The 18,854-nt window shown below is 70.3% G+C and carries 20 protein-coding genes; 9 read left to right on the forward strand and 11 right to left on the reverse strand.

Translation table 11 applies throughout. From position 1 onward, the window contains the following. Positions 1-251: 251 nt before the first annotated feature. The 3 genes from ACFYRY_RS26115 to ACFYRY_RS26125 are packed head-to-tail and all read left to right on the forward strand — an operon-like array spanning position 252 to position 2,154. Positions 252-1,118: an AraC family transcriptional regulator gene (locus ACFYRY_RS26115; protein WP_389150317.1), complete on the forward strand. Its 867-nt coding sequence runs from the start codon at positions 252-254 to the stop codon at positions 1,116-1,118. Beyond that, positions 1,115-1,849: an AzlC family ABC transporter permease gene (locus ACFYRY_RS26120; RefSeq protein WP_389150320.1), complete on the forward strand. Its 735-nt coding sequence runs from the start codon at positions 1,115-1,117 to the stop codon at positions 1,847-1,849. Before ACFYRY_RS26115 ends, ACFYRY_RS26120 begins: the two co-directional genes overlap by 4 nt. Further along, positions 1,846-2,154: an AzlD domain-containing protein gene (locus ACFYRY_RS26125; protein ID WP_389150323.1), complete on the forward strand. Its 309-nt coding sequence runs from the start codon at positions 1,846-1,848 to the stop codon at positions 2,152-2,154. Before ACFYRY_RS26120 ends, ACFYRY_RS26125 begins: the two co-directional genes overlap by 4 nt. A gap of 9 nt (positions 2,155-2,163) precedes the next feature. On the opposite strand, the gene ACFYRY_RS26130 is transcribed toward ACFYRY_RS26125, so the two are convergent. After that, positions 2,164-3,108, reverse strand: a complete 945-nt coding sequence (locus ACFYRY_RS26130) for a hypothetical protein (RefSeq protein ID WP_389150326.1) — start codon at positions 3,106-3,108, stop codon at positions 2,164-2,166. 80 nt (positions 3,109-3,188) lie between these two features. On the opposite strand from ACFYRY_RS26130, the gene ACFYRY_RS26135 reads away from it, so the two are divergent. From ACFYRY_RS26135 to recX, 4 genes are all read left to right on the forward strand, one after another. Further along, positions 3,189-3,383 carry a DUF3046 domain-containing protein gene (locus ACFYRY_RS26135; RefSeq protein ID WP_389150329.1) on the forward strand — a complete coding sequence of 65 codons (195 nt, stop codon included), beginning with the start codon at positions 3,189-3,191 and terminating at the stop codon, positions 3,381-3,383. Between the two features lie 93 nt (positions 3,384-3,476). After that, positions 3,477-4,739 carry an AI-2E family transporter gene (locus ACFYRY_RS26140; RefSeq protein ID WP_389150332.1) on the forward strand — a complete coding sequence of 421 codons (1,263 nt, stop codon included), beginning with the start codon at positions 3,477-3,479 and terminating at the stop codon, positions 4,737-4,739. A gap of 255 nt (positions 4,740-4,994) precedes the next feature. Further along, on the forward strand, positions 4,995-6,122 hold the full coding sequence (gene recA, locus ACFYRY_RS26145) for a recombinase RecA (RefSeq protein WP_389150334.1): 1,128 nt from the start codon (positions 4,995-4,997) through the stop codon (positions 6,120-6,122). Between the two features lie 3 nt (positions 6,123-6,125). Next, complete coding sequence (gene recX, locus ACFYRY_RS26150) at positions 6,126-7,049, forward strand: recombination regulator RecX (protein WP_389150337.1); 924 nt, start codon at positions 6,126-6,128, stop codon at positions 7,047-7,049. Between the two features lie 192 nt (positions 7,050-7,241). Here recX and ACFYRY_RS26155 read toward each other — a convergent pair whose 3' ends face one another. The 8 genes from ACFYRY_RS26155 to ACFYRY_RS26190 form a co-directional block, all read right to left on the reverse strand. Continuing rightward, on the reverse strand, positions 7,242-7,676 hold the full coding sequence (locus ACFYRY_RS26155) for a rhodanese-like domain-containing protein (protein WP_389150340.1): 435 nt from the start codon (positions 7,674-7,676) through the stop codon (positions 7,242-7,244). After that, positions 7,673-8,197, reverse strand: coding sequence for a cysteine dioxygenase (locus ACFYRY_RS26160; RefSeq protein WP_389150343.1), 525 nt, complete (start codon positions 8,195-8,197; stop codon positions 7,673-7,675). Before ACFYRY_RS26160 ends, ACFYRY_RS26155 begins: the two co-directional genes overlap by 4 nt. Before the next feature lie 78 nt (positions 8,198-8,275). Continuing rightward, entirely contained in the window at positions 8,276-8,431 is a 156-nt protein-coding gene (locus tag ACFYRY_RS26165) for a putative leader peptide (RefSeq protein ID WP_389150346.1), read from the reverse strand. 131 nt (positions 8,432-8,562) lie between these two features. Continuing rightward, complete coding sequence (locus ACFYRY_RS26170; RefSeq protein ID WP_389150349.1) at positions 8,563-10,224, reverse strand: FAD-dependent monooxygenase; 1,662 nt, start codon at positions 10,222-10,224, stop codon at positions 8,563-8,565. A 237-nt stretch (positions 10,225-10,461) separates the two neighbouring features. Beyond that, positions 10,462-11,406: an amino acid ABC transporter permease gene (locus tag ACFYRY_RS26175; protein ID WP_389150352.1), complete on the reverse strand. Its 945-nt coding sequence runs from the start codon at positions 11,404-11,406 to the stop codon at positions 10,462-10,464. After that, positions 11,403-12,050, reverse strand: coding sequence for an amino acid ABC transporter permease (locus ACFYRY_RS26180; RefSeq protein ID WP_389150355.1), 648 nt, complete (start codon positions 12,048-12,050; stop codon positions 11,403-11,405). The genes ACFYRY_RS26175 and ACFYRY_RS26180 overlap by 4 nt, the downstream gene beginning before the upstream one ends. Positions 12,051-12,180: 130 nt before the next feature. Further along, positions 12,181-13,095, reverse strand: coding sequence for a glutamate ABC transporter substrate-binding protein (locus tag ACFYRY_RS26185; RefSeq protein WP_389150358.1), 915 nt, complete (start codon positions 13,093-13,095; stop codon positions 12,181-12,183). A gap of 88 nt (positions 13,096-13,183) precedes the next feature. Beyond that, on the reverse strand, positions 13,184-13,960 hold the full coding sequence (locus ACFYRY_RS26190) for an amino acid ABC transporter ATP-binding protein (protein WP_389150361.1): 777 nt from the start codon (positions 13,958-13,960) through the stop codon (positions 13,184-13,186). A gap of 288 nt (positions 13,961-14,248) precedes the next feature. Between ACFYRY_RS26190 and ACFYRY_RS26195 the strand changes: the two genes are divergently transcribed. Together ACFYRY_RS26195 and ACFYRY_RS26200 are read left to right on the forward strand one after the other, a co-directional pair. Further along, entirely contained in the window at positions 14,249-14,935 is a 687-nt protein-coding gene (locus ACFYRY_RS26195) for a response regulator transcription factor (RefSeq protein WP_389150364.1), read from the forward strand. Positions 14,936-14,944: 9 nt separating this feature from the next. Further along, positions 14,945-16,336 carry an ATP-binding protein gene (locus ACFYRY_RS26200; protein ID WP_389150367.1) on the forward strand — a complete coding sequence of 464 codons (1,392 nt, stop codon included), beginning with the start codon at positions 14,945-14,947 and terminating at the stop codon, positions 16,334-16,336. Between the two features lie 143 nt (positions 16,337-16,479). Here ACFYRY_RS26200 and ACFYRY_RS26205 read toward each other — a convergent pair whose 3' ends face one another. Both ACFYRY_RS26205 and ACFYRY_RS26210 read right to left on the reverse strand, forming a co-directional pair. Further along, positions 16,480-17,478 carry a TAXI family TRAP transporter solute-binding subunit gene (locus ACFYRY_RS26205; RefSeq protein WP_389150370.1) on the reverse strand — a complete coding sequence of 333 codons (999 nt, stop codon included), beginning with the start codon at positions 17,476-17,478 and terminating at the stop codon, positions 16,480-16,482. 146 nt (positions 17,479-17,624) lie between these two features. After that, positions 17,625-18,854 carry a cation:proton antiporter gene (locus tag ACFYRY_RS26210; protein WP_389150373.1) on the reverse strand — a complete coding sequence of 410 codons (1,230 nt, stop codon included), beginning with the start codon at positions 18,852-18,854 and terminating at the stop codon, positions 17,625-17,627.

Consider the following 18,854-nt stretch of genomic DNA (forward strand, 5'->3'; position numbering starts at 1 on the left):
GGGTTCGGTGGGGGTGGCTGTAGCGCCATGCGGTTTGGTGGGGGTCGGGGCCGGGACGGGGGTGTCCGTCCTCGGTCTGGCGCGGAATCGGTCGGGTGTGTGGTGAGCGGTGTTGACGCGCCAGACGCTGCGGGCGGACACCCCCGTCCCGTCCCCTTCCCGCCGTGCGCGAGTGCCGGGAGCAGGGGGGCGGGCACCTGTCCCCGTCCCGTCTCGTGTGTGTGGCTGTCGGCTTGGCGGAGAATGGCCGGATGGCTGGTTCGGGTGAGGTGGCGCGGCACTGGCAGTACGCCGAGTTGCCGGGGGTGGATCTGCTGCGGGCGCGGTATGTACGGAAGGCCTTCGTGCGGCATACCCATGAACAGTTCGTCATCGCGGCCATCGCCGATGGGGTCGAGGTCTTTCACCATCGGGGGGCCGATCAGTACGCGGGGGCCGGGACGCTGGCGCTGGTGAATCCGGATACGGCACACACGGGGCGGGCCGGGGTGCCCGAGGGGTGGCGGTACGGGGCCGTGTACCCGTCGCCGGGGGTGGTGGCCGAGATCGCTGCCGAGACGACGGTGATACGCGGGACGCCTGGGTTCGTCCGGCCGGTGCTGGATGATCCGTACGCCGTTGAGCTGGTGCATCAGGTGCTGCGGGCCGCGGAGGAGGGGAACGCGCTGGCCGCGGACACGCTGTTGCGGGTCGCCGTGACGCGGCTGCTGCGGTTGAACGGCGGGGCGCTTCCGCAGCGGAAGGTGCGGACGGCGGGGGCCCGGGTCGCGGCACGCGCGCGGGCCGTGCTGGAGGAGCGGATGGTGGAGCCGCCGACACTGGAGAGGCTGGCCGGTGATCTGGGGACCAGTCCGTTCGCGTTGTTGCGGGCGTTCCGCGGGGCGTACGGGATGCCGCCGCATGCCTGGCTCACGGATGCGCGAGTACGGCGGGTGCGGCGGTTGCTGGACGCCGGGTCCGCACCGGCCGAGGCCGCCGTCGCGGTGGGGTTCACGGATCAGTCGCATCTGAATCGGCACTTCACGCGGATCGTGGGGGTGCCTCCGGGCGCGTACCGGCGTGAGCGCAAGAACGTACAAGACGCCAGGGGCGGGCTCTTTCTACCGTCCGGTGCGTGACGGAACAGACAGCTCGCGTGGACAAGCGTGACGGTGGGGACAAACCCGACTCCGCCGTCGTCAGAGACGCGCTCGGGGTCGGGGTGGCCGTCGGGCTGTCCGGGTTCGCCTTCGGGGTGACCTCGGCGGGGAGCGGACTCACACTCCTGCAGACCTGTGCGCTCAGCCTCCTGGTGTTCACGGGAGCGTCGCAGTTCGCGCTGGTGGGGGCGCTCGCGGCGGGTGGGAATCCGCTGACGGCCGCCGCGGGCGCGTTCTTCCTGGGGGTACGCAATGCCTTCTACGGACTGCGGTTGTCGCAGTTGCTGGCCCTGCCGCGCGCGGTGCGGCCGTTCGCCGCGCAGTGGGTCATCGACGAGACGACGGCTGTGGCGCTCGCGCAGCCCACGCGGCGAAGCGTGCGGATCGGGTTCACCGTGACAGGGCTCAGCCTCTACGTTCTGTGGAACCTCACCACACTGGTCGGCGCCCTGGGGGCCGAGGCCATAGGGGACACCGACACATGGGGGCTCGACGCGGCGGGTCCCGCGGTGTTCCTGGCGCTTCTGGCTCCCATGCTGACGAACGGTGTCGAGCGTGCCGTCGCCGGGCTCGCGGTACTCCTGGGGCTCGGCCTGCTGCCGGTGCTGCCCGCGGGCGTGCCGGTTCTGGTGGCCGCGCTGGCGGCGCCGGTCGTGCTGTGGGCGCACGGGCGGAGCACGGGCCCGGCCGCCCGGGGAGGGGACCGATGAGCGTCTGGATCGCGATCGGTGTGACCGCCCTGGGGTGTTACGCCGTCAAGCTCGTCGGGCTGCTCGTGCCTGCCGGTGCCCTCGAGCGGCCTCTCGTGAAGCGCCTCGCCGCGCTGCTGCCGGTGGCTCTGCTGGCCGCTCTCACGGCCCAGCAGACCTTCGCAGACGGGCATGAGCTGGCGATCGACGCCCGGGCCGCCGGAGTCGCGGCGGCTGCCGTGGCGCTGGTTCTGCGGGCCCCCTTCCTGCTGGTGGTCGCCGCCGCGGTGGTGGTGACCGCCGGAGTGCGGGCCGTGGGGGGATGAGCTGCTCGGTCAGCCCACGGGGCGCCCGTACGCGCGCAGGGTGCGCAGCGCCTCGATCGTCACCGCGGGGCGGGCCTCCAGGGCGGTACCGGGAGCCCATTGGCGCCAGCGGATCGGCCAGCCACCGTCCTCCTGCTGTTCGCCGGCCAGGAAGTCCAGGGAGCGGGCCATCTCGTGGTCCGTGAACCATGCGCGCGCGAGTGAGGTCGGCGTCTTCGCGTAGTCGTGCGGGAAGTGGTGCTCGCCGGGGGCGTACCCCGGCGCGACCGGGGACGCGTCGAGGCGGTCCGGGTCCAGCGCCACGAGCCGGTTCTCACGTACCAGGCGACCCAGGCGGTCGGCGGCCACCTCCGCGCGCGGGCGGTCGGGAACGGAGTCCAGGAAGATCACTGCGGCCTGGATCTCGTACGGGTGGGACCGCTGCATGGACTCTACGGCCTGCCAGCAGAAGTCCGTGGCCCGGAACAGCCAGGCGTGCCACACCTCGTTGCGGTGCAGGAGGCCCACCACCGGCCCGGTGGCGAGGAGTTCGCCCGGCGGGTCGTCCGGGATGGGGATGAACGGGGCCGCCGGATAGCCACGCTGGCTGGGATGAATCGCCGGCAGGGCGCCCTCCGGTGTGGTCACCGAGGTCAGATAGCGGCACACGCGCTCCACCCGCTGTCCGCCGCAGCGTCCGACGGAATCCAGGACCCGCAGGGCGTGGCCGGTGTGCAGGGGCTGGCTGACGGGGCCGCGCAGATCGGGTTCCAGCCCGTGGCCGTACCCGCCGTCCGCGTTGCGGTAGGCGTCCAGTGCGGTCTCCACCGGGTCGGCGCTCGCGTTCAGGAAGTGGTATGCGAAGAGACGCTGTTCCAGCACGCGTGCGGTGAGCCAGACGAAGTGCTCGGCGCGTGCGAGCGGGGAGCGCGCCGGGGGCGTCGGGGGGAGTGGGGAAGCTCCTGTTTCGGCCATGCGTCAGACCGTAAGGTGGAAAGCGGTCTCGGCACGTGGACCCGGCTCAGGCCCACCCTCAGGGGCGGGATACTGGAGGCATGCGGTTGACGGTCTTCTGGCAGCGGATGGCGGATCATTTCGGTTCGGGCTACGCCGACACCTTCGCGCGTGATCACGTGATGACGGAACTCGGCGGGCGGACGGTGTACGAGGCGCTGGACGCCGGCTGGGACGCCAAGGACGTGTGGCGTGTGATCTGCACTGTCATGAACGTTCCGGGAGAAAAACGCTGACCGGTCGTGAACGTTCCGCGCGAAAGGCACTGATCGGTCGGGAAGATCGCACGACGGAGGTCGATTGTCAGTCCGGTGGGCGAGACTTGCACCGTGGCACCCACTGACGAGACCGACGAGGTCACCCAGCAGGCATCCCCGGTCGACCCGACGCCGCCCACCCGGCCCCCGGCCGCAGGCGGCGCCCGGCCGAACGCCCGCATGCCTCGCTGGCTGCCGCGCGCCATGGTGCTCGCCCTCACTCTGGTCGCCGTGTTCCAGCTGGGTAGTTGGGCCTTCCATCAGCTCACCGGTCTGCTGATCAACATCCTCATCGCGTTCTTCCTGGCCCTGGCCATCGAACCCGCGGTCAGCTGGATGTCCGCGCGCGGCGTGCGCAGGGGCCTGGCCACCTTCCTCGTGTTCTTCGCCGTGCTCATCCTGGCCGCCGGGTTCGTCACGCTGCTCGGCTCGATGCTCGCGGGCCAGATCATCAAGATCGTCGAGGATTTCCCGAACTATCTCGACTCGGTCATCCACTGGATCAACACGCACTTCCACACCGAGTTGAGACGGGTGGACGTCCAGGAAGGACTGCTCAAGTCCGACTGGCTGCGCAACTACGTCCAGAACAGCGCCACCGGCGTCCTCGACGTGTCCGGCCAGGTGCTCGGCGGGCTCTTCCAGCTGCTCACGATCGGGCTCTTCTCGTTCTACTTCGCCGCGGACGGGCCCCGGCTGCGCCGCACGATCTGCTCCGTTCTGCCGCCCGCCCGACAGGCCGAGGTGCTGCGGGCGTGGGAGATCGCCGTGAACAAGACCGGCGGCTACATCTACTCGCGCGGCCTGATGGCGCTCATCTCCGGAGTGGCGCACTACGTCCTCCTGGAGGCTCTGAGCGTGCCGTACGCGCCTGTGCTCGCCGTCTGGGTGGGCCTGGTCTCGCAGTTCATCCCCACCATCGGCACCTACCTCGCGGGCGCGCTGCCCATGCTGATCGCGTTCACCGTCGATCCCTGGTACGCGCTGTGGGTGCTGATATTCGTCGTGATCTACCAGCAGTTCGAGAACTATGTGCTGCAGCCCAAGCTGACCTCGAAGACCGTCGACATCCACCCCGCGGTCGCCTTCGGCTCGGTCATCGTCGGTACCGCACTGCTCGGCGCCGTCGGGGCACTGATCGCCATCCCGGCGGTCGCCACGCTCCAGGCGTTCCTGGGGGCGTATGTGAAGCGGTACGCCGTCACCGACGACCCCCGGGTGCACGGCCATCGAAGAGGGGCGCCGGGAGAGGGGCTGTTCACGCGCGCGCGTGCGCTGTGGGGGCGGCGGGGTGCCCAGGACTCGGCCGACGGCTCCTCCGGAGAGGGTGCCTGAGGCCGGCCGGACCACTGCGTGAGGCCGGGCAGCGCGTGAGGCTGGTCGGTGACGAGTGGGGCGCTTGACACAAAAATCGAACATCCGTTCTTATGGGGGTGCTGGCGAGCCTCTCGGGTGGTCACTTCATCATGGTTTGGGCGGAGAAGTGCCCGAGTTATCCACAGGCCGGACGAGCGTCGGGGCGCATTGTCAGTGGCAGGCGTTAGCGTCTTTGACGTGAAGCGATCGACTCAAGCAAATCGGGTGGAACCCATGGCAGGTACCGACCGCGAGAAGGCCCTCGAAGCCGCACTCGCACAGATTGAACGGCAATTCGGCAAGGGCGCGGTCATGCGCATGGGCGATCGGTCGAAGGAGCCCATCGAGGTCATCCCGACCGGGTCGACCGCGCTCGATGTGGCCCTCGGTGTCGGCGGTCTGCCGCGCGGCCGCGTCATCGAGGTCTACGGACCGGAGTCCTCCGGTAAGACGACGCTGACTCTGCACGCGGTGGCGAACGCGCAGAAGGCCGGCGGCCAGGTCGCGTTCGTGGACGCGGAGCACGCCCTCGACCCCGAGTACGCGCAGAAGCTCGGCGTCGACATCGACAACCTGATCCTGTCCCAGCCGGACAACGGCGAACAGGCCCTGGAGATCGTGGACATGCTGGTCCGCTCCGGCGCCCTCGACCTCATCGTCATCGACTCCGTCGCCGCGCTCGTCCCGCGCGCGGAGATCGAGGGAGAGATGGGTGACAGCCACGTCGGTCTGCAGGCCCGCCTGATGAGCCAGGCCCTGCGGAAGATCACCAGCGCGCTCAACCAGTCCAAGACCACCGCGATCTTCATCAACCAGCTCCGCGAGAAGATCGGCGTGATGTTCGGTTCCCCGGAGACCACGACCGGTGGCCGGGCGCTCAAGTTCTACGCCTCGGTGCGGCTCGACATCCGTCGCATCGAGACGCTGAAGGACGGCACCGACGCGGTCGGCAACCGCACCCGCGTCAAGGTCGTCAAGAACAAGGTCGCACCGCCCTTCAAGCAGGCCGAGTTCGACATCCTCTACGGCCAGGGCATCAGCCGTGAGGGCGGCCTGATCGACATGGGTGTCGAGAACGGCTTCGTCCGCAAGGCCGGCGCCTGGTACACGTACGAGGGCGACCAGCTCGGCCAGGGCAAGGAGAACGCGCGTAACTTCCTGAAGGACAACCCCGACCTGGCCAACGAGATCGAGAAGAAGATCAAGGAGAAGTTGGGCGTCGGAGTGCGGCCGGAGGAGCCGACTGCCGAGCCGGGCGCGGACGCCGCGGTCTCCGCCCCCGCGGACGACGCAGCGAAGACGCCGCCCGCCCCGACGGCGACCAAGGTGGCCAGGACCAAGGCCGCGGCAGCCAAGAGCTGATCCGTGACACGGCGAACCGACTGGGCCGAGTACTCCTACCCGGACGCCCCGCGGGAACGCGGCGGAAGAGGCGGCAGGGGCTCCACCGGACCGAGCGGCGGCGACCCTGCCCACGGTAGGGACGGGGACCCCGCCGCTGGCGCGGCGTCGTACGGCATGAACCGGCGTTACGACTCAGAGGCGGGCGGCGTGCCGCGCGGTGGGCGGTGGCCGGGCATGCCGGAGGACGGGCCGGACAGCGTGGCGCACGGGCCGGACGGCGACTCGGCATTGGGTACCGATTCGCCCGGCCATCGCTCACGCCTCAGGGGCGGGGCTCGCGGCGAGGGCGGCTCACGCGGGCGCCGTCGGCGCGGCCGCGCGGAGCCGTCCGGTGAGGACGGGGGTTCCTCCTTCTCGTCGAGGGCCGAGAAGGAGGAACCCTCAGCGGACCCGGTCGAGCGGGCGCGGGCGATCTGCCTGCGCCTGCTCACCGGGACCCCGCGTACGAGGAAGCAGTTGGCGGACGCCCTGCGCAAGCGGGAGATCCCGGACGACGCCGCCGAGGAGGTGCTGTCACGGTTCGAGGAGGTCGGCCTGATCAACGACAGCGCGTTCGCGGACGCCTGGGTGGAGTCCCGGCACCACGGCCGAGGCCTCGCCAGGCGCGCGCTCGCCCAGGAACTGCGGACCAAGGGCGTCGACTCCACGCTGATCGAAGCGGCCATGACACAGCTCGACTCCGAGCAGGAGGAGGAGACCGCCCGCGAGCTCGTGGCCCGCAAGCTGCGCGCCAGTCGTGGTATCGACCGGGAGAAGCGACTGCGCCGCCTCGCGGGCATGCTGGCCCGCAAGGGCTACCCCGAGGGCATGGCCCTACGGGTGGTCCGGCAGGCACTTGAGGAGGAGGGCGAGGACACGGAGTCCCTCGGGGGCGAAGCGTTCTGAAGGGTGCCAGCGGGGCTCACTGAACGCACCCGCGGCGGTTTGGGCGTGGGCGTTGTCGTCGTCCGGGGCGGCGAGGCCACCGCCACCGACCCCGGTCACTTGGGCCACCAGCCTCTCCGGCACCCGGGGCCCCGGCACCCGGGTCTCCGTGGCGACGCCCCTACGACGTCAGAGCGTCACGACGTCAGAGCGTCACAACGTCACCGGAAGCCCCGCCGCCCTCCACGCCTGGAACCCGCCGACCAGGTCGGTGGCCCGGTGCAGACCCAACTGGTGCAGGGAGGCGACCGCCAGGCTGGAGGCGTAGCCCTCGTTGCAGATGATCACGACGCGCAGGTCGTGGCTCGTGGCCTCGGGGGCGCGGTGGCTGCCTCGCGGGTCGAGGCGCCATTCCAGCTCGTTGCGTTCGACGACCAGAGCCCCGGGGATCAGCCCGTCCCGCTCACGCAGAGCCGCGTACCGGATGTCCACCAGCAGCGCATCCCCGGCAAGGAGGGCGTTGTGCGCCTCCGGCGCCTCGATCCGTTCGTAGCCCGCGCGCACCCGCTCCAGCAACTCGTCTATACCGACGGGCTGTTCGTCCGACGGCTCTTCGGCCCCGCTCGCCGCCGCTTCCGCCCCGGTCACTGCCAGTCCTCCGGACGCTCCACCTGCTCCAGGCGCAGGACCGGACCGTTGCGGCTGTAGCGGCGGATCTGCGGCAGGGGCGGGTAGTAGGCGTGGACGGAGATCGCGTGCTGTTCGGTGGACTCGTTGAGTACCTCGTGGACGTGATGGTGGCCGAAGGTGCGGCCCTTGCCGACCGGCAGCCGGCGTTCGCGGTCCACGTCCTCGGCGAGTTCCAGGGTCTTCCAGCCGTCGGTGGGCAGCCGGGCGGCGAGGGAGTTCTCCTTGAGTTCACCGGCGGCGGTCACGAAGGCGCCGATCGAGTCGGCGTGGTCGTGCCAGCCCGTGCCACTGCCGGGCGGCCAGCCGATCAGCCAGGCCTCGCTGCCGCCGGGCCCCTCCAGCCGCACCCAGCTGCGGCCCTCCGGGTCGAGGGGCAGCGAGTCGACCAACTCGGCGTCGGCGGCCGTACGTCGTACGAAGTCGAGGAGTTCCGCCTGCGTCGGGGCGGAGAGAGCGGTAACAGTCGGGGATGCGGACACGGGCACCGTCCTGAGAGCGTTCGCGTGGGAGCGCGCTGCAGCATCGAGCGGCGCGCGCGGAAGGAAAGGGATGCGAGATCAGCAGGACGGGCGACACACGCAGCCCGCATAGCGGACGAGGTCCATATGGACCCTCCGCCACAGGCGCACACAGGTGTCGGTCATGATCCGGAGTAGACCACGCGCGTCCGGAGCGGTCAACTCATTGTCACTATGTGGACGCGCCGGTGACATGGGACACAGGAACGGCCCGCACGACGTGCCCCTCCGACGGAACCGCAGGCGCGAAGCCGCCCTTCCGTACCCGTCCTTCGCGTACCCGCCACGAATCCCTCGCCCGCCTCACCGCACATGCCTCGCGTACGTCAGCGCGACCCGGCCCTGGCTCCCGTCTCCGCTCCTGCTTCCGCTCCTGCCTCGGCTTTGGCGGGGCCCCCGATCGCCGCCTCGGCCGCCGCGTACAGGTCCGCCGCCCGGACCCCGGTGAGAGCCGCGGTCAGGTGACCGTCCGGTCGTACCAGCAGGACGGTGTGGGGGGCAGCACCCGGGTACTCTTCGGCGACCAGCAGCTCCGCGGGATGCGGCAGCGCGGACACCGCGGCCGCCAGCCGGGGCATGATCCCGGCGCTCACCCAGTGCTTGCGCTCCCACACCCCGGTGCCCGGCGCGACCAGGACGACGAGCAGCGCGCCGCGGCCCAGGCGGTCCCTCAGCCGTACGAAGGAACCGTCCTCCGCCGTGACCTGCACATCGGTGACGGACGCACCGGGTTCCGTGTCGACGGGCGCCTCCCCTTCAAGGTGCCGAGGAGCGAGCGGTGAATCGGCGTACGCCCCCGGCGCACCCAACACTCCGCGCCCCAGATGACCGTCCGTGAGCAGTGCGTCGTGTCCGCGGGCCGAACCGGGAACGTAGGCGCGCAGGCCCCCGCCGCCGCGCACCAGCGGCAGCGCCTGATCGGCGGCGCGCAGCCGGGCGGCGACGACCGCGCGCCGTTCCGCCTGGTAGCTGTCGAGCAGTGCCTCGTGCGGCCCGTGGTGCCAGGCCAGCGCCAGCTTCCAGGCGAGGTTGTCGACGTCCCGGAGCCCTTCGTCGAGTCCTTGTGTGCCGAGCGCGCCGAGCAGGTGGGCCGCGTCTCCGGCGAGGAAGACGCGGCCCACGCGCCACCGCCGGGCCAGCCGGTGATGGACCGTGTGGACGCCGGTGTCGAGGAGTTCGTAGGGCGGTGTCGGACCGTCGGTCCAGCCCGCCAGGGTTTCCCGGACGCGAGCCACCAGCAGTTCCGGCGTGACGAGGTCCTTGCCCGGCGGCAGCAGCCAGTCCAGGCGCCACACCCCGTCGGGCAGGGGGCGGCCGGTGATCTCGCTGGTGGAGGGGCCGGTGGTACGCCACGGCGGCATCCGGTGGAGCAACGCCTCGTCGGGCCGGGGAAGTTCGGCGCGCAGCGCGGCGACGGCGTGCCGTTCCACCGCCGTACGGCCCGGAAAGCGGATGTCCTGGAGCTTGCGGACGGTCGAACGGGGGCCGTCGCAGCCGATCAGGTAACTGCCGCGCCACCAGGTGCCCGTGGGGCCACGAGTGTGAGCGGTGACGCCCGAGGGCTCCTGTTCCACGGCGTCGAGACGGCTCTCCACGGCGATCTTGACGAGTCGTTCGCCGGCGAGCGCGGCGCGCAGCGCACCGGTCAGCACGTGCTGGGCGATGTGCAGGGGGGCGGGGCCGGCGTCGGCGGCAGGCTCCGTGTCGGGGGCGGCTCCGGGAGCGCCGAAAGTGACCTCGCGCATCACCTGCTTGCGCCGCAGCGACCGCCATCCGGCCCAACGGGCGCCGGCCTCGGCGAGCCGCCTGCCGGTCAGCCGTTCCATGAGGGCGGCGGTGTCCTCGCGCAGCACGGCGGTCCGCGCGAGGCGGGGTTCGTCCTTGCCCGGACCCTCGTCGAGCACGACGGACGGCACGTCCTGACGCGCCAGCGCAAGGGCGAGCGTGAGCCCGACCGGCCCCGCTCCGACGATGATCACCGGATCCACGGCGCGGCGCCCCCTGCTCGCGGTGACAGCTGGCGGGAGGCGGGCGAACAGGCAGGTGGAGCAGGGTGCACGATCACAGAACGTATGCAACCCATTGCCAGTGCTTGCGTCAAGCGACGGTGGACGCGGCATGGCTGACCGTGTCCCGGTGGGTGAACGCGGCGGTGTCCTGCCTGCCCCGTGCGAGGGGACGAGCAGGACACCGGATCCGGCCTTACCGGGAGGATCACACAGCGGCTACTTCGCCGGGCGGGCCTGGTCGCCGTCGGTCGGGCCGGCGGGCCCTTCGGTGACGTCGAGGACCTGCGGCTGCTCGGCGGGCTCGGCCGCCGAGGCCACCGCGACGCCGGTCTTCGTGCGGCGGCCGCGCCGTTCCAGCCAGCTCGCGAGGGAGGACAGGGCGAGGCACATCGCGATGTAGATCGCGCCGACCACGATGGTGACCGCCGTGAACGGGTTCTCGCCGTTCACGATGATGTTGCCGGCCATGGTGCGCGCGGCGTACAGCAGCTCCGGGTACAGGATGATGTAGCCGAGCGAGGTGTCCTTGAGGGTGACGACCAGCTGGCTGATCATCGTGGGCAGCATGGAGCGCACCGCCTGCGGCAGCAACAGCACCGTCATGACCTGGTACTTGCGCAGCCCGAGCGCGTACGCCGCTTCCACCTGTCCGCGCGGCACGGCGTTGAATCCGGCGCGGAAGACCTCGGCCTGCACCGAACCGTTGTAGACGGTCAGGCCGATGACCAGGCCCCAGAAGCCGGTGTTCTCGCCGATGACCCCGAGGTCGCTCTTGTAGGTCAGGAACAGCACCCACAGGGCGTAGATCGTGATCAGCAGGGGCACCGCACGGAACACCTCGATGAACGTGGCGGCCGTCCAGCGGACCGGCTTGTGTTCGGACACGCGTGCGACCGCGAGCAGCAGCCCGAGGACGAGGGACAGCGCGCCGGCGACGGCGAACACCTTCAGGGTGGTCAGGACGCCGTCGCGGATGTTGGCCCGCACACCGGCGTTGTTGAAGATGTTCCACACGTCGGGATCCAGCTGGCCCTTGGCGTGCAGCCGGTACACGGCGAAGACGACCAGACCGACCACGGCCAGGGAACCGACGACGGTGTAGAGGCGGTTGCGCAGTTGGGCCTTGGGGCCCGGCGCGTCGTACAGAACGCTCGAACTCATCGTGCGACCCCCAGGCGGCGCTCCAGCAGCCGGAAGAGACCACTGATGGAGAAGGTGATGACGAGGTAGCCGAGGGCCACCCACAGGAAGATCCAGGCGATGGCGAAGCCCTGGTCGCTGAGCAGCTTCTGCACGCCGAACAGTTCGGTGACGCTGAAGGCGCCCGCGATCGCCGAGTTCTTCGTCAACGCGATGAAGATGGAACTCAGGGGCGGTATGACGGTGCGCGTGGCCTGCGGCAGGACGATCATGCGGAGTGTCTGCGTGAAGGTCATGCCCAGCGAGCGGGCCGCCTCCGCCTGTCCCACGGGCACGGTGTTGATACCCGAGCGGATGGCCTCGCAGACGAAGGCCGAGGTGTAGAAGCTCAGCGCCAGCAGCGCCTTCGTCCACGGGCTGAGGCCCGGCACGAAGATCACCGGGACGACGAACCACGCGACGAGGAAGAGCAGGGTCAGCGGGGTGTTGCGGAAGAGGGTGACCCAGGCGGTGCCCAGGAGCCGCAGCGGAGGAACGGGCGAGACGCGGAACCCGGCGATGATGACACCCAGCACCAACGCGAGGAGTCCGCTGGCGAGAGTCAGCAGGACGGTGCCGATGAACCCCTCGCGGAATTCCGCGAGATGGTCGAGCAGTACGTTCACGGAGTAGGTCCTCGTGGGCGGCGTACGGGCAAGGGAGGGGCCGTCCCGGGCGCGCGGGGTGCGGGCACCCGGGACGGACGGATCATGAGGACGCGGTCAGCGGCGGCGGGCGTTGCGCCTCACCGGCGCCTCAGTAGCGCTCGACGGCCGGGGGCTCCGTGTACGACGAGCCGGACAGGCCGAGCGTGGCGTCGTACGCCTTCTTGTAGTCGCCGTTCTTCTCGTGTGCCTCGAGGGCGTCGTTCACCGCGTCACGCAGGGTCTTGTCGGACTTGGCCATGCCGACTCCGTACGGCTCCTGGGTGAACGGCTTGCCGACCACCTTCAGCTTGGTCGGACGCTGAGCGGCGTACCCCTTGAGGATCGCGTCGTCGGTGGTCACCGCGTCGACCTCGTTGTTGAGCAACTGCTGCACGCACTCGGAGTACTTGGACAGCTCGACGGTCTTGGCACCGTACTTGGGCTTCTTGATCTCCTGGAGCGGAGTCGAACCCTTGATGGAACAGACGGTCTTGCCCTTGAGCGAGTCGGGGCCGGTGATGCCCTTCTCATCCTTGCGGACGAGCAGGTCGGCGCCTGCCTTGAAGTACGGGCCCGCGAAGCCGACCTGCTTCTTGCGCTCGTCGTTGATCGTGTAGGTGCCGACGTAGAGGTCGACCTCGCCCTTGGAGATGGTGGTCTCACGGACGTTGGAGTCGACCGTCTTGAACTCGATCTGCGAGGGCTTGAACCCGAGGTCGGCCGCGACCATCTTGGCGATCTCGATGTCGAACCCGGAACGCTTGCCGTCGGTGTCCTCGAAGCCCAGGAACGGCTGGTCGTTCTTCGCGCCGATGACGAGCTTCCCGGCCTGCTGGGCCTTCTTCAGCGTGGGGGAGTCGACCTTCACGTCCGAGGCGACGGTGTACGTCGGAAGCTTCGGCTGGTTCGCGCCGCCGGTCTCGCCGGGCGTGTCGCCGGCGTTGCCGGACTCGCCGCCACAGGCCGAGACGGTCAGGGCGAGGACGGCGAGAACTGCCGCGGATGCGGACTTGCGGAGCTTCATGGAGAACATCCTTTGTCTGTGAGGGGTGCGGACCGTCAGGGGTGGGGACACAGGTCGACAACCGTGGTGCGACCTCGGTCGTGCGCCGTCAGTGGTGCAGGATCTTCGAGAGGAAGTCCTTGGCGCGGTCGCTGCGCGGGTTGTTGAAGAACTGGTCCGGCACAGCCTCTTCGACGATGCAACCGTCGGCCATGAACACCACCCGGTTGGCAGCCGAACGCGCGAACCCCATCTCGTGGGTGACGACGATCATGGTCATGCCGTCACGGGCGAGCTGCTGCATGACCTCCAGGACCTCGTTGATCATCTCCGGGTCGAGCGCCGAGGTGGGCTCGTCGAAGAGCATGACCTTGGGGTCCATGGCCAGGGCCCGCGCGATGGCGACGCGCTGCTGCTGGCCGCCGGAGAGCTGTGCGGGGTACTTGTCGGCCTGCGTGGCGACGCCTACCCGGTCGAGCAGGGCGCGCGCCTTCTCCTCGGCCTGCTTCTTGTCCGTCCGGCGGACCTTGATCTGGCCCAGCATGACGTTTTCGAGCACCGTCTTGTGCGCGAACAGGTTGAAGGACTGGAACACCATTCCGACGTCGGCGCGCAACCGCGCCAGCTGCTTGCCCTCCTGGGGCAGCGGCTTGCCGTCGATGGCGATCGTGCCGGAGTCGATCGTCTCCAGGCGGTTGATGGTGCGGCACAGGGTGGACTTCCCGGACCCGGAGGGTCCGATCACCACGACGACCTCGCCGCGGGCGATCGTGAGATCGATGTCCTGGAGCACGTGCAACGCGCCGAAGTGCTTGTTGACACTCTTCAGGACGACCAGTTCTCCGGTCGCGGCCACATCTTCCTTGGCCACCGATACTTCGGTCATCGCTCTAAGGCTCCGTCCTCCTCGGTTTCGGAGGACCTTAGTGACCCCGCGCGACCAGCGTCATTACATCTGAGGGGAATCTGAGCATCACGATCCGATAGCAATCGGACACATGTTGTAGCACTTGTGAGCTGGGCGCGTATCGGCCGGGTAACGGAAGGCGCGCACGACCGGAACCCCCTTGACGCCGTCCTCGTCATCGGCGTGACTGCACAGGGCGTGCACGCGCGCGTGCACGCGTTTCATACACATTCAGATGGTACGTCCGATGAACCGGAGGGAGCCCGGGTGAGACTTCTCCTCGTCGAGGACGACAACCACGTTGCCGCCGCACTGTCAGCGGTCCTGGCGCGACATGGTTTCGAGGTCACCCATGCGCGCAGTGGCGAGGAAGCCCTCCAGGCGCTCGTCCCTGAGGGCGCGGGCTTCGGCGTCGTCCTGCTCGACCTGGGCCTGCCCGACCAGGACGGCTACGAGGTGTGTGGCAAGATCCGCAAGCGCACCGCCATTCCGGTGATCATGGTCACCGCCCGCGCGGACGTCCGCTCCCGCATCCACGGCCTCAACCTCGGCGCCGACGACTACGTGGTCAAGCCGTACGACACCGGCGAACTGCTGGCCCGTATCCACGCCGTCAGCCGGCGCACCGTCCAGGAGGAGACCCCGGGCGGGGGCGAGAGTGTGCTGCGCCTCGGGCCGGTGCACATCGAACTGCCCACCCGCCAGGTCAGCGTGGACGGTTCGGTCATCCAGCTGACCCGCAAGGAGTTCGATCTGCTCGCGCTGCTCGCCCAGCGCCCGGGAGTGGTCTTCCGCCGGGAGCAGATCATCAGCGAGGTGTGGCGTACCAGTTGGGAGGGGACCGGGCGCACCCTGGAGGTGCATGTCGCCTCCCTGCGTGCCAAGCTGCGCATGCCCGCCCTGATCGAGACCGTACGAGGCGTGGGCTACCGGCTCGTCGCCCCGGGCTCGTAGCGGGGCCGGGTGCGCACACGTCTTCTCCCGCTGCTCATCATCCTGATGGCGGCCGTGCTGCTGGCGCTCGGCGTCCCCCTCGCCATCAGCGTCGCGGGCGCCCAGCAGCAGAAGGTGGTCGTCGACCGGATCGACGACACGGCACGCTTCGCGGCGCTCGCCCAGTTCGTCACCGACACCCCTGGCGAGTCCAACGAGCGCCAGGCGACCCTGAGCAGCGAACTCACCAGCTACTTCGAGGTCTACGGCATCCAGGCCGGCGTCTTCTACGCGAACGCGAGCACGATGGCGAAGGCACCGTCCGGCTTCGCCCTCCCCGAGAAGGGCCTGGTGCACGACGCGTTCGCCGAGGCGCTGCTCAGCCGGCGCAGCCACGACCCCCACCAGGTGTGGCCCTGGCAGCGCGACCGCCTCGTCGTCGCCTCGCCGGTCATCCGGGACGGCGATGTCGTCGCGGTGGTGGTCACCGACTCGCCCACCGGGCCGATGCGGTCGCGGATCCTGCACGGCTGGCTGATCATCGGCGCCGGCGAGATCGCCGCGATGCTGCTCGCCGTCGGCGCCGCCCTCCGGCTGACGGGCTGGGTGCTCAGGCCCGTGCGCGTCCTGGACACCACCACCCACTTGATCGCGAGGGGCGCCCTGAAGTCCCGGGTCGCGACCGCCGGCGGGCCGCCGGAACTGCGCAGGCTCGCCCGGTCGTTCAACGAGATGGCGGACAACGTCGAGGACGTCCTGGAGCAGCAGCGCGCCTTCGTCGCCGACGCCTCGCACCAGTTGCGCAACCCGCTCGCGGCACTGTTGCTGCGCATCGAACTGCTCGCCTTCGAACTGCCGGAGGGCAACCAGGAGATCGCCTCCGTCCAGACCGAGGGCAAGCGCTTGGCCCAGGTCCTCGACGACCTGCTCGACCTGGCCCTGGCCGAGCACACCGAGGCGGACCTGAGGGTCACCGACATCGGCGCGCTGACCGCCGAGCGGGTCGCCGCCTGGTCACCGACGGCCGAGGCCAAGGGCGTACGACTGGTGGGCGACTGCCCGCCCACCACCGCCTGGGCCGACCCGGTCACGCTCTCCAGCGCGCTGGACGCCGTGATCGACAACGCGGTGAAGTTCACGCCCGAGGACGAGACCGTCCAGGTCACGGTCGCCTCCGACGGCGACACCTCCACCGTCGTGGTCAGCGACCACGGCCCAGGTCTGACCGACGAGGAACTCGCCCGTATCGGCGACCGCTTCTGGCGCAGCGGCCGCCACCAGAACGTGAAGGGCTCCGGCCTCGGCCTGTCCATCTCCCGGACCCTGCTCGCGGCGGGCGGCGGCTCGATCTCCTACGACCACCACGAGCCGCACGGGCTGACGGTCACGGTGCGGGTGCCGCGGTCGGGCCCGGCGACGTGAGGGGGATACGACGTACTCGTCGGCCCGTCCATGGCGTCCGCGTGGCGCCGGCAACGGCGTGGGGGTGACGCCACGCGCGACGGGCGGGGGGATTTTCGTACGTCCGCGCTCACGGTGACGGTACGTCACGTGCGTACGCGTTCCTACGGCTTGACGGAGCTGTAGTAGCGCTTGGCGCCGTCGTGCAGGGGCAACGGATCCGTGTAGATCGCCGTGCGTACGTCGACCAGCTGGGCGGAGTGGACTCGCTCGCCGATGCGGTCCCGGCTCCTGATCACGGTCCGGGTCAGCCACTCGGTGAGCCTCGGGTCCAGGTCCGCGCGCGTCATCAGCAGGTTGGACACCGCGATCGTCGCGACCGTGGCCCCCCTCTGCACCGAGGGATAGGCCGACGCCGGCATGTTGGTGGCCCGGTAGAGGCGGCTCGCTCCGCCCTGGTCGTGCAGCTTGGTGATGAGGTCGGCGCCGATCGGCACGAACCGGAAGGCGAAGGTCTGGGCGAGTGTCGTCAGCCCCCCGGTCGGCAGTCCGCTCGACCAGAAGAACGCGTCGATCTCGCCCCGCTTCAGCCTGCCCGGGCCGGTGTTGATGCCGTCGGGGAACGGCGTGATGTCCTTCTGCGCGTCGATGTTCGCCGCCTTGAGCACCCGGTCGGCGATCAGCCGGACCCCTGAGCCGGACGGCCCTATGGCAACGCGCTTGCCCTCCAGCTGAGCCACCGAGCGGATGGAGGAGTCACGCGGAACGACGAGCTGTACGTAGTCGTCGTACAGCCGTGCCACACCGTGCAGCTGGTCGGCGCCGACACCCTTGTCCAGTTGGTACGTCTCCACCGCGTCGGCCGCGGCGATGGTGAAGTCGGCGTACCCGGTCGCCACGCGTTCGACGTTCACCTGGGAGCCGTCGCTGTCCTCAAGCCGGACCTTCAGGGCCGGCATGTCCTGGCCGAGCGCGTCCTTCAGCAACTCGCCGTACTTCTCGTACACGCCGGCCGAGGTCCCCGTGCTGAACTTGATCCTCCCGCTCGGCGGCTCCTCGCCCAGGGGCAGCAGCCACCACAGCGGCAGCCCCAACGCGACGAACCCGGCCGCAGCGCCCTGCAGGGCCCGGCGCCTGCTGATATGGGGGAAGCCTGTGGACATGCGCGCGATCCTGCCAGCCGGGACGCGGTGCTGACCAGGGGGCGGGGAGCCGGGTGCGGGAATGGAGGCCGGGGGGCTTCCCGCCCCGGGAGGGTGCCGGCAGACGGGGGTGTGCCGCCGGCTTCTGCGGCGGGCGGGCCCGAGGCTCAGTCGCGGACCGACGCTCCCGCCCCCGCCCCCGCCGTGAGGGAAGAGCCTTCGGGCGCCTGCGGGCCGCGGCCGAAGCGGGGGGCCCACCGGGAAGCCAGGGGTTCCGTGAAGCGGGCGGTGAGCGGGCCGAGGACGACCAGGATGAGGACGTACGCCGTGGCCAGGGGCCCCAGCGAGGGCTCGATGCCCGCGCCGACCGCCAGTCCGGCGATGACGATCGAGAACTCGCCGCGCGCCACCAGCGCGCCGCCCGCCCGCCAGCGGCCCTTGACGGAGATCCCGGCCCGCCGGGCCGCCCAGTACCCGGTGGCGATCTTCGTGGCGGCGGTGACCAGCGCCAGCGCGAGCGCGGGCAGCAGGACCGGCGGGATGCTGGCCGGGTCCGTGTGCAGTCCGAAGAAGACGAAGAACACGGCGGCGAAGAGGTCCCGCAAGGGGCTCAGCAGGGTGTGCGCGCCCTCGGCGACCTCGCCGGACAGCGCGATGCCGACCAGGAACGCGCCCACCGCGGCCGACACCTGGAGCTGCTGTGCGACACCCGCGACCAGAATGGTCAGGCCCAGCACGACCAGGAGCAGCTTCTCCGGATCGTCGCTGGAGACGAAACGCGAGATGAGACGGCCGTACCGCACGGCCACGAACAGCACGAGCCCCGCCGCGCCCAGCGCGATCGCGAGGGTGAGGCTGCCGGCCAGCAGCCCGGCCCCGGCCACCAGCGCGGTGACGATCGGCAGATAGACCGCCATCGCCAGGTCCTCCAGGACGAGGACGCTGAGGATCACCGGGGTCTCGCGGTTGCCCACCCGCCCCAGGTCGCCGAGGACCTTCGCGATGACCCCGGACGACGAGATCCAGGTGACACCGGCCAGGACGACCGCGGCCACCGGCCCCCAGCCGAGCAGCAGCGCCGCCGCCGCGCCCGGCACCGCGTTGAGCGCGCCGTCCACGAGCCCGGCCGGATAGTGCGACTTGAGGTTGGTGACCAGGTCACTGGCCGTGTACTCCAGCCCGAGCATCAGCAGGAGCAGGATCACGCCGATCTCGGCACCGGTGGCGACGAATTCCTCACTCGCCCCGAGCGGCAACAGACCGCCCTCGCCGAAGGCCAGCCCGGCCAACAGGTACAGCGGAATCGGGGAGAGGCTGAAACGGGCGGCGAACCGGCCGAGCAGGCCGAGGCAGAGGATGATGGAACCGAACTCGATCAACAGAACCGCTGAGTGCAC

It is taken from the genome of Streptomyces sp. NPDC005263 (assembly GCF_042872365.1).
GTDB lineage: Bacteria > Actinomycetota > Actinomycetes > Streptomycetales > Streptomycetaceae > Streptomyces.

Bases quoted from the DNA above. Each gene is read 5' to 3' on its own strand.
- ACFYRY_RS26175 (WP_389150352.1), bottom strand. From the start codon at position 11,406: ATGAGTTCGAGCGTTCTGTACGACGCGCCGGGCCCCAAGGCCCAACTG.
- ACFYRY_RS26165 (WP_389150346.1), bottom strand. From the start codon at position 8,431: ATGTCACCGGCGCGTCCACATAGTGACAATGAGTTGACCGCTCCGGAC.
- ACFYRY_RS26130 (WP_389150326.1), bottom strand. From the start codon at position 3,108: ATGGCCGAAACAGGAGCTTCCCCACTCCCCCCGACGCCCCCGGCGCGC.
- recA (WP_389150334.1), top strand. From the start codon at position 4,995: ATGGCAGGTACCGACCGCGAGAAGGCCCTCGAAGCCGCACTCGCACAG.
- ACFYRY_RS26115 (WP_389150317.1), top strand. From the start codon at position 252: ATGGCTGGTTCGGGTGAGGTGGCGCGGCACTGGCAGTACGCCGAGTTG.
- ACFYRY_RS26205 (WP_389150370.1), bottom strand. From the start codon at position 17,478: ATGTCCACAGGCTTCCCCCATATCAGCAGGCGCCGGGCCCTGCAGGGC.
- ACFYRY_RS26185 (WP_389150358.1), bottom strand. From the start codon at position 13,095: ATGAAGCTCCGCAAGTCCGCATCCGCGGCAGTTCTCGCCGTCCTCGCC.
- ACFYRY_RS26135 (WP_389150329.1), top strand. From the start codon at position 3,189: ATGCGGTTGACGGTCTTCTGGCAGCGGATGGCGGATCATTTCGGTTCG.
- ACFYRY_RS26190 (WP_389150361.1), bottom strand. From the start codon at position 13,960: ATGACCGAAGTATCGGTGGCCAAGGAAGATGTGGCCGCGACCGGAGAA.
- ACFYRY_RS26125 (WP_389150323.1), top strand. From the start codon at position 1,846: ATGAGCGTCTGGATCGCGATCGGTGTGACCGCCCTGGGGTGTTACGCC.